Raw genomic sequence first — 7518 nt, forward strand, 5'->3', positions numbered from 1 at the left:
TAGGTCACGTATTGGAGATTGGTTCGAGAACCGCAGGACGGCAACATTCTGTCCGGCGGAAGGAAGAGATTTAGCCGATCGGCAAAATCGCCGATCAAAACGAAACCGAACCCAAGGAAAAGCCGCCAGTTGAAGGCGTTTTGTCCCTTGCGTTCTTTCATTGGAGGCAGCGATGAAAATAAGGCTTCTGGCGATGCTGTTTGGCGCGGCACTTGCCGGCGCTCTGCCGGTCGAGGCCCATCACGGATGGGGCTATTACGACACCGCCCGGCCTATCTATCTTTCCGGACGCGTCACCTCCGTCTCGTGGCGCAATCCGCATCCGGAGGTCACTGTCGAGAACGAGGCCGGCGCGCTTCCATCGACCTGGGACGCTCTTCCCGTGCCGGAGGAACTTGCGGAACTCGGCTTCGATGCGACGCTTCGGCGCGTCCAGCCTGCCGCCCCGGCGGAGCGATGGACGCTCGATCTCGCACCGATCAACCGGCTGGAAGCCTGGGGCATGCCGCGCGAGCCAAAGGCGGGCGACGTCATCACAGCGATCGCCTTCCCCTCCTGCAGTGAGGAGGGCGTTGCGCGGCCCGCCCTGATCGTCCTCGACGGCGTCGGGGTCCGGCAGCAATCGGTCGCGCTGCCCGCCGGCTGCAGCGGCGATCCGCGGGGGTGATGCAATGCTCACCGCGCTGGAAAATCTGGATCTCGTGATCGCACTACGCCGCTCCGTCTGGGCCTATCCGATCATAAGCTGGCTGCATATCCTCGGCATCGGCCTTCTGTTCGGCTCGATCGCCGTTGTCGATCTGTACCTGCTCGGGCTGATGAGGAAACTGGACGGGAGCGCCGTCCGGCGCTCGCTGGTACCGGTCGCGATTGCCGGATTCTGCCTTGCGGCGGCGACCGGTCTCCTGCTCTTCGCGCCGGCAGCGCGGGAATATCTTGCCAGTCCGTTCTTCCGGCTGAAGCTTCTGCTTCTTCTCCTTGCCGGAGGCAACGCCGTTCTGCTGCGCAATCTCGACGGCCGCAATATACGGCATGCGGCTGCACCTCTCTGCGGTCTGGCTTCGCTCGCCCTTTGGGTTTCCATCATCTTCGCAGGGCGGATGCTCGCCTTCGGATGATTGCGCTTGACAAGCTGCGCGAACGGGCGCATTTGAGCGCCATGATCAAGACGCGCACACACATCGCCTGCTCGTATTTTTGGGCCTACCTGTAAGGGGCGGCCGACAGATCATCATGTCAACAAGCCGCCGTCAGGCGGCTTTGTTGTTTCAAACGGCACCTGACGGCACCACAAGACCGAAAAAGGATGCCGGAAATGACCGAAGATACCGAAATCTCACTGCCGCGCCCGCCCGTCGTGACGATCCGCAGCGCCAAGGCGCGCGACCTGCCCGAGCTCAACGAGATGATCGCAGCGCTCGCGGCCCACCACAACGATCCCGCCGCCATCACGCCCGAAAAGCTCGAACGCGACCTTTTCGGCCCGATGCCGTGGATCACGGCGCTGGTCGCCGATACGGGTTCGGAGCTGATCGGTTATGCCATCCTCGTGCCGCTCTACCGGGCGCAGGAGGGCACGCGCGGCATGGACCTGCATCATCTCTTCGTGCGCGACGGCCATCGAGGCCACGGGATCGGGCATCATCTGGTCTCACGTGCGCGGGAGATCGCCAAGAATGCCGGCTGCGACTATCTTTCGGTCAGTGCCGCAACCGGCAATGTCGCAGCCCACCGCTTCTACGAGCAGATGGATTTCAAGCCGCGCCCGGTCACCGGCATGCGCTACATGCAGGCGCTGGCGTGAAAGCTATGCGGCGATCCGCCGCCGCGAACGGGCGTGCGCATCCGGCCTGGGCTCCTACTCGATGATTTTCCAATAGGAGTCCTTACGGACCACCTTGCCGTCTCTGAACGTATAAAAGTCGCAGCCATGCACCTCCGTCCTCTTCCCGTCGGCGGTCGTTCCCGTAAGCCGCCATTTCGAGATGCCGGTATCGGCCGCCGCATCGACAAAATGCTCCTCATTGCCGTAGTGGACATCGGGCAGGCCCTCGAAGCGCATCGCCAGTGCTTTTCGAACATCCGATTTGCCCTCGAAGAGGGTGCCCCAGGGCTTGTTTCCCTTCGGCATCTCCAAGACGCAATCGTCGGAAAAGCACGCCATGATGCGGTCGAGATCGTGCGCGTTGAAAGCCGCGCACAGTTCCGTCAGTGTCCATCGAATGTCCATGGCCCAATCTCCGCCAAACCCGCCCGCGTCGATCCGGCTAGGGCTGCGCGTTGACGAGCAGGCGCTGCAGTACCACGATGCTGCGACTCTCACACCCGGACAGGTTGCCGTCAACATCGGCCTTTCATTTCCGCAAACGGCAATCCGGTGGATGCCCTATCGTGCCGGCACCGCCTTCAGATAGGCGGCGATGGCCTCCAAATCGCTCTTCGGCAGATGCGCCAGGTTCTGCTGCACCTCGACCATCGAGCCGCCGACGGAATCATAGTCCGGCGTAAAGCCCGTTTCGAGATAGCTGGCGATGTCGCCCTCGCTCCACGAACCGATATCCCGGGAACCCGGCGTGATATCGGGAATGGTGCCCTTCCCTTCCGGGTTCGGGCCGCCGGCCAGCCATTGATCGGCCAGGAAGCCGCCGAGCGCATTGCGCGGGGTGTGGCATTCGCCGCAATGGCCGGGACCTTCCGCCAGGAACTGGCCGCGCCGGACCTTTTCATCGGCCGAGGCGAGCTCAACACGCGGCCGGTCGTTGAAATAGAGGAATTTCCAGCCGCCCACCGCCAGCCGGATATTGTAAGGGAACTGCAATTCGTGCGGCGGCGCGACATTGCTGCTTGCCGGCAGCGTCTTCAGATAACCGAAGAGATCATTGATGTCCTTGGCCGAAAGCCTGGCATAGGAACCGTAGGGGAAGGACGGGTAAAGGTGCTCGCCATCCGGCCCAACACCGCGGGTCATGGCATTGCCGAACTCGGCGAGCGTCCAGTCACCGATGCCGGCGCCCGGATCGGACGAAATGTTCGGGATATGGAAAGTGCCGAAGGGGCTCGGTAATGCACGGCCGCCGGAAAGCACCTTCAGCGCATCGCCGGTGGCGTTCGGGGCCGAGTGACAGCTCGCGCAGCCGCCCGCCCAGAAGAGGTGTTCTCCGTTGACCATATCCGGTTCACCGAGACCGGCCCAATAGGTATCGGGATGCGGATCGGGCTTCGTCAGCGCCCAGGCTACCCCGGCGCCGGCAGCGACGACGACCACACCGGCACCCAGGACTTTCGCCCACCGAGACGCCATGCTCTTCTCCTTCATCATTTCATGCAAAACCGGCGGCAGGCGAGCCGCCGGCTTCGGTTATCCGTCAATTGGTGGGAGCCCGATAGGTCTTATGACACTCGGAACAGATCGGCCCCAGTTTTCCCAGCGCCGCTGCCACGCCATCCTTGTCAGCCGGCAGGGTGGCAAGCAGGGCGTCGGCTTCGGAGCCAAGCTTCGTCGCCAGGGCGCGAAAATCGTCAGGTTTTTGCCAGACCGCCGGCAAAGCTTTGGTGTCCCCGATGTCCGAACCCGGAGGGAACTGATCCGGAAAGGCTTTGATATTGGCGCTGATCGTCGTCAGCGCCGTCTTGACCACCGCCTCGTCGTAGGGCTTTTCACCCTTGGCAATTGCCCCCAGCGCGCCCGCCGCCTGCCTGTTCTGCTTCATCAGGCTCTGTCTGGCAGCGATCGGCTCCTGCTGCGCGAACGCTGCGGACAGACAGAGGCAGGCGACACCTGCCGCGATGACGTAAGACCTCAACCGCATCTGCACATTCCTCCCATAAAGCCCGCCTCCCATAAAGCGGGACAAGCGGCCCGTTGATGACGGCTCACGATGCGACGCGCGTCCGGCCGGAGGAAGTAACAAGGCAGTGATAACATTCGAGCTTCACCTGGAGCAGCGGCGGTGATTGAAGCAGCCGTCCGGCCGCCCTGCATCGTTTGTCAGCGCTTCAGACGATAGGTCTGGTGGCAGTCGCCGCAGGCTCCGCCGAGCGTCTTCATCGCACTGCCGACACCTGCCTGATCAGCCGGGACAGCCGCAAGCAGGCTCTCCGCGTCGGCTGACAGCTTTTGCGCCTTGGCCTGAAAATCGTTCGTATTCTGCCAGATGGCCGGAGCGGCCTCCGTCTCCGCGCCCGTCTCGGAGCCGGCGGGGAACTGGTTGGGGAAAGCCTTCATCGTGGTGCTGATGGTCGTCAGCGCGGCGGTCACAGCCTGGGCGTCATAAGGCTTCTCGCCCTTTGCAATGCCCCCGAGGGTGCCGAGAGCCCCGCCGACGGCTTTCATCTGGCTCTGGCGAAGGGCCTGCGGCTCTTCCTGCGCAAAGGCAGCGGACAGACAGAGACAGCCGAAACCGGCCGCGATGATCATGGATTTCAGGCGCATGCAGACATTTCTCCTCTTTGGCATTGAATCCGACGGTCATGATGCGCTGCACCATGACCGGCATCGCGATGACAATGAAGTAACAAAACGGTGAGAGTATTAGCGAAATCAGTTATATAGCAGAAACGCTGCTGTGCCGGATCGGCAATCGTAGCGACGTTACGCCTTCACCCCTTCCCAGAGTGTGAGAAGACATACCAGCACCAGCAGCAGTCCGGCAATCCGCCCGACCCAGACGGTCGCCTTGCCGTTGCCGACAAGCATTTCCCGCGCCCGGCCGGCCGCCACCGCCAGCCCGCCATAAACCGCGAACTGTGTTCCGGCGGTCATCGCCGCCATGATCGCCGCCTGCGGCGCAAGCGGCCCGAAATCCGGCCGCAGGAACTGCGGATAGACGGCGAGCATGAAGAGATAGGCTTTCGGATTGATGAGGCAGGTGACGGCGCCGCGCCGGAACGCTTCCCAGTTGGAGTGCGTATCGGCGGGGCCGACGTGATCGACAATGATCGAACTTCTGAGCAGGCCGAGACCGATCCAGGCCATGTAGAGTGCGCCGAGGATGAGCAGCGGCTTGAACAGAACGGGCATGAGGCTCGCCAGCAGACCGACGCCGAGCGCGCCGTACAGCGAATGGACAAGCCCTCCGGCCATGATGCCCGAGGTCGCGGCGAGGCCCGCCATGCGGCCGCGGGTCAACGCGTTGGCGAGCACGAAGATCATGTCCATGCCGGGCACCACGATAATGCCGAAGAGGAGCGTGAAATAGAGCCAGAGGTTTTCGGTGTATGTCATGTCAGTTTCTCTTGCCGCATCGTAGGCTTCCAGAAACGCGAAGCCTTGTTTTTCAATCGGATATGCGGTCCTATAGACCAGCCCAACTGACAGCGTATTGTCAGTTGGCATTGTCCGAGCCGTGGGGAAAAGCATGCGCAAGGCTTCGCGCCTGTTTGAGATCATCCAGATCCTGCGGCTTGCGAAAAAGCCGGTGACGGCTGCCGAGATCGGCGCGCAGCTCGAAGTGACCGTGCGCTCCATCTACCGGGATATCGCCGCGCTGCAGGCCATGCGGGTGCCGATCGAGGGCGGTCGCGGCATCGGCTACATCCTGCGCCCCGGCTTCACGCTACCGCCGCTTATGCTGTCGATCGAAGAGACGGAGGCGATCGTGCTTGCACTGGCGCTTCTCGAACGCACCGGCGACACGGAACTCAAGCAGGCGGCCAGACAAGTGAACCGCAAGATCGCCGCGGTCGTGCCGGCGCCGCTTGCCGATATCCTCTCCACCAATGCGCTGCATGCCTGGGGGGCGCCGGCGCCGGTGCCGGAAGCGGTCGATCTCGCCATGGTGCGCCGGGCGATCCGCGACGAGCAGAAGCTGACGCTCGACTATCGCGACGAATATGCCCGCAGCACGGAACGGACAATCCGGCCGGTCGCGCTCATCTATTATTCGCAGACGGCCAACATCGTCGCTTGGTGCGAACTCAGGCAGGCGATCCGCAACTTCCGCACCGACCGGGTGGAGCATTGCGAGCCGGTCGGGGATTTTTTCCGTGGCGAAGGCGACAAGTTGCGCCAACTCTGGGTGCAGGGCTGGACGGTGAGTGCCGAAGCGGCTGGTTAAAGCGGCAGTGTCCGGCTTTCCTCGCGGCCGTGGCCGATGATCGCGATGCGGTCGGGAAAAATCTCCACGACGGCGAAGGTGTTTTCCTTCTCCGTGTCGACCATGCCCTTGAAATTCACGTACCAGGTGTTGCCGTTGCGGCCGAGATTGCCCGCATGGTTGTGGCCATTGAGATAAGCGACGACATTGCCGGAGCGAGCGAAGAGATCGGTCAGACTCCCATGGCCCCAGAGATTGTGCTCGTTTTCCGGAAATAGCGGATAGTGGCCCATGACGATGACCTGCTCTCCCGCCGCCCTGGAACGTGTAAGCGTCTCCTCGAGCCAGGCGAACTGTTCTTCGCCGATCCCGCCATTCCACTCCTTTGCGTTGATTGCGCCTTCGGTCAGCAAGGTCTCCAATCGCTCCCGAGCCCGCGTGTGCCGCGGATGGCCTTCGGGTGCCGAAAACAGGCTGATCTCGTTGCCGTCGATCACGATGAAACGAAAGCCGCCGCGGGAAAAATCGTGCCAGGCGGCCGGCATGCCGAGCCTTCCATGCACATCGTCCAGCCGTTCCGGCGCAACGGCGAAATCGTGGTTGCCCGGCATGAGGAAACTCTCATGCCGCAGGCCTTCGTAGACTGAAAGGACGGGATCGTAGCTTTCCCAGTTGCGATCGACAAGATCGCCGAGCGTCACCACGAAGGAGAGGTCCTCGCCGTTCAAGACGCCGATCGCTTCCCTCAGTTTGTCAAGGCTGTTGGCGTAGTAACGGTCCATCTCCAGCCACGGCGGCAGGTCGGCATATTGCGGATCGGCAATCACGCCGAAACGGAGAAGCGGTGTTTCGTGAGGCATGGAGAGGAGGTATTTTGCGGCTGTGACAGGCGTGTGACGGACCGGGATGTCGGGCGCAGCTGGCCCTCGTTCAAGCAATCACCGTTCCCTGATGGAACAGTATTTTCCAACCCGCCGACGTGTTTTTCCAAAGCGTCGTACGCCAGGTGCGACGGTCCGGCTCCTCCAATATGTAGGACAGTTGGTATAGTCCGTCCGCAAGGCGGCTGATCGCGAAATCACGGCACGGCCAATCGTGAGGCTCCGGATCGCGATATCGCTTGATGAGATTGTCGATCACGAATTCGCGCGTATAGACCCGGCCGCTCGCTCCAATCTCCCAGAACGCCTCGTCCGTCATGGCTTCCAGCGCTTCTCGACTGGTGCCGAATTCGCGCCTGTGAAAAATCGGCTCCCGGGGGACAAGTTGCGCCAGCACGGCCTCGATAGAAGGTTCAACCACTTTGTCCTTGCTTCACATTCGCTAGAGGAACACATATTACGTTGATGCCTGCGCGACAGGAAATCAACTGTCACAGGATCATGGCCTCAATCGGCATAGGGGGCGATCTTATTTGATCGCTCCCCTGCCACACCACCCGGCATGCGGGTCCGCACCGGGCGGTTCGAGGGATTGAGGTTAT

The 7518-nt window shown here is 62.1% G+C and carries 11 protein-coding genes; 4 read left to right on the top strand and 7 right to left on the bottom strand.

Going from position 1 to position 7518, the window contains the following annotated elements; translation table 11 throughout:
• Positions 1-172 precede the first annotated feature (172 nt).
• The 3 genes from J2046_RS10430 (at position 173) to J2046_RS10440 (ending at position 1804) form a co-directional block, all read left to right on the top strand.
• A complete protein-coding gene (locus J2046_RS10430; protein WP_210051598.1) occupies positions 173-667 on the top strand; it encodes a DUF6152 family protein in 495 nt (164 codons plus the stop codon).
• Between the two features lie 4 nt (positions 668-671).
• On the top strand, positions 672-1118 hold the full coding sequence (locus J2046_RS10435; protein WP_210051599.1) for a hypothetical protein: 447 nt from the start codon (positions 672-674) through the stop codon (positions 1116-1118).
• 197 nt (positions 1119-1315) lie between these two features.
• The gene (locus J2046_RS10440) at positions 1316-1804 is read left to right on the top strand and encodes a GNAT family N-acetyltransferase (RefSeq protein ID WP_411828486.1); all 489 of its coding nucleotides are present in this window, start codon (positions 1316-1318) and stop codon (positions 1802-1804) included.
• A gap of 54 nt (positions 1805-1858) precedes the next feature.
• Here the strand turns inward: J2046_RS10440 and J2046_RS10445 are convergent, their stop codons facing one another.
• The 5 genes from J2046_RS10445 to J2046_RS10465 form a co-directional block, all read right to left on the bottom strand.
• On the bottom strand, positions 1859-2230 hold the full coding sequence (locus J2046_RS10445; protein ID WP_210051601.1) for a nuclear transport factor 2 family protein: 372 nt from the start codon (positions 2228-2230) through the stop codon (positions 1859-1861).
• A gap of 156 nt (positions 2231-2386) precedes the next feature.
• A complete protein-coding gene (locus J2046_RS10450) occupies positions 2387-3301 on the bottom strand; it encodes a cytochrome c (RefSeq protein ID WP_210051602.1) in 915 nt (304 codons plus the stop codon).
• 64 nt (positions 3302-3365) lie between these two features.
• On the bottom strand, positions 3366-3809 hold the full coding sequence (locus J2046_RS10455) for a c-type cytochrome (RefSeq protein WP_210051603.1): 444 nt from the start codon (positions 3807-3809) through the stop codon (positions 3366-3368).
• A 179-nt stretch (positions 3810-3988) separates the two neighbouring features.
• On the bottom strand, positions 3989-4432 hold the full coding sequence (locus tag J2046_RS10460; protein ID WP_210051604.1) for a c-type cytochrome: 444 nt from the start codon (positions 4430-4432) through the stop codon (positions 3989-3991).
• 159 nt (positions 4433-4591) lie between these two features.
• The gene (locus J2046_RS10465; protein ID WP_210051605.1) at positions 4592-5224 is read right to left on the bottom strand and encodes a LysE family translocator; all 633 of its coding nucleotides are present in this window, start codon (positions 5222-5224) and stop codon (positions 4592-4594) included.
• Between the two features lie 133 nt (positions 5225-5357).
• Here J2046_RS10465 and J2046_RS10470 point away from each other — a divergent pair, with 133 nt between their 5' ends.
• On the top strand, positions 5358-6056 hold the full coding sequence (locus tag J2046_RS10470; protein WP_210051606.1) for a helix-turn-helix transcriptional regulator: 699 nt from the start codon (positions 5358-5360) through the stop codon (positions 6054-6056).
• On the opposite strand, the gene J2046_RS10475 is transcribed toward J2046_RS10470, so the two are convergent.
• The gene (locus tag J2046_RS10475) at positions 6053-6895 is read right to left on the bottom strand and encodes a metallophosphoesterase (protein ID WP_210051607.1); all 843 of its coding nucleotides are present in this window, start codon (positions 6893-6895) and stop codon (positions 6053-6055) included. The genes J2046_RS10470 and J2046_RS10475 overlap by 4 nt on opposite strands.
• A 70-nt stretch (positions 6896-6965) precedes the next feature.
• Entirely contained in the window at positions 6966-7337 is a 372-nt protein-coding gene (locus tag J2046_RS10480) for a nuclear transport factor 2 family protein (RefSeq protein WP_210051608.1), read from the bottom strand.
• Between the last annotated feature and the right edge of the window lie 181 nt (positions 7338-7518).

Origin of the sequence: Neorhizobium petrolearium (assembly GCF_017873175.1) — a bacterium.
Taxonomy (GTDB): domain Bacteria; phylum Pseudomonadota; class Alphaproteobacteria; order Rhizobiales; family Rhizobiaceae; genus Neorhizobium; species Neorhizobium petrolearium.

Excerpts from the sequence above, each read along its gene's own strand:
- J2046_RS10430 (WP_210051598.1), top strand. The coding sequence starts at position 173 with ATGAAAATAAGGCTTCTGGCGATGCTGTTTGGCGCGGCACTTGCCGGC.
- J2046_RS10465 (WP_210051605.1), bottom strand. The coding sequence starts at position 5,224 with ATGACATACACCGAAAACCTCTGGCTCTATTTCACGCTCCTCTTCGGC.
- J2046_RS10470 (WP_210051606.1), top strand. The coding sequence starts at position 5,358 with ATGCGCAAGGCTTCGCGCCTGTTTGAGATCATCCAGATCCTGCGGCTT.
- J2046_RS10440 (WP_411828486.1), top strand. The coding sequence starts at position 1,316 with ATGACCGAAGATACCGAAATCTCACTGCCGCGCCCGCCCGTCGTGACG.
- J2046_RS10435 (WP_210051599.1), top strand. The coding sequence starts at position 672 with ATGCTCACCGCGCTGGAAAATCTGGATCTCGTGATCGCACTACGCCGC.
- J2046_RS10445 (WP_210051601.1), bottom strand. The coding sequence starts at position 2,230 with ATGGACATTCGATGGACACTGACGGAACTGTGCGCGGCTTTCAACGCG.
- J2046_RS10460 (WP_210051604.1), bottom strand. The coding sequence starts at position 4,432 with ATGCGCCTGAAATCCATGATCATCGCGGCCGGTTTCGGCTGTCTCTGT.
- J2046_RS10455 (WP_210051603.1), bottom strand. The coding sequence starts at position 3,809 with ATGCGGTTGAGGTCTTACGTCATCGCGGCAGGTGTCGCCTGCCTCTGT.
- J2046_RS10450 (WP_210051602.1), bottom strand. The coding sequence starts at position 3,301 with ATGGCGTCTCGGTGGGCGAAAGTCCTGGGTGCCGGTGTGGTCGTCGTC.
- J2046_RS10475 (WP_210051607.1), bottom strand. The coding sequence starts at position 6,895 with ATGCCTCACGAAACACCGCTTCTCCGTTTCGGCGTGATTGCCGATCCG.